This is a genomic window from Bacillus cereus group sp. BfR-BA-01430 (assembly GCF_022663115.1).
Taxonomy (GTDB): Bacteria; Bacillota; Bacilli; order Bacillales; family Bacillaceae_G; genus Bacillus_A; species Bacillus_A cereus_BD.
In genome coordinates this window covers 1-223 of the sequence record NZ_JAKUEW010000114.1, presented here as the reverse complement: position 1 = coordinate 223, position 223 = coordinate 1, and the positions used below count along the sequence as shown (strand labels likewise).

Here is a 223-nt window from a genome sequence, read left to right as displayed (position 1 = left end):
GAGCTTGCTCTTAAGAAGTTAGCGGCGGACGGGTGAGTAACACGTGGGTAACCTGCCCATAAGACTGGGATAACTCCGGGAAACCGGGGCTAATACCGGATAATATTTTGCACCGCATGGTGCAAAATTGAAAGGCGGCTTCGGCTGTCACTTATGGATGGACCCGCGTCGCATTAGCTAGTTGGTGAGGTAACGGCTCACCAAGGCAACGATGCGTAGCCGA

1 rRNA gene is annotated in these 223 nt (G+C 53.4%); it reads left to right on the top strand.

The features are described 5' to 3' along the window. A 16S ribosomal RNA gene (locus tag MR058_RS23935) occupies positions 1 to 223 on the top strand; the annotation flags it as partial.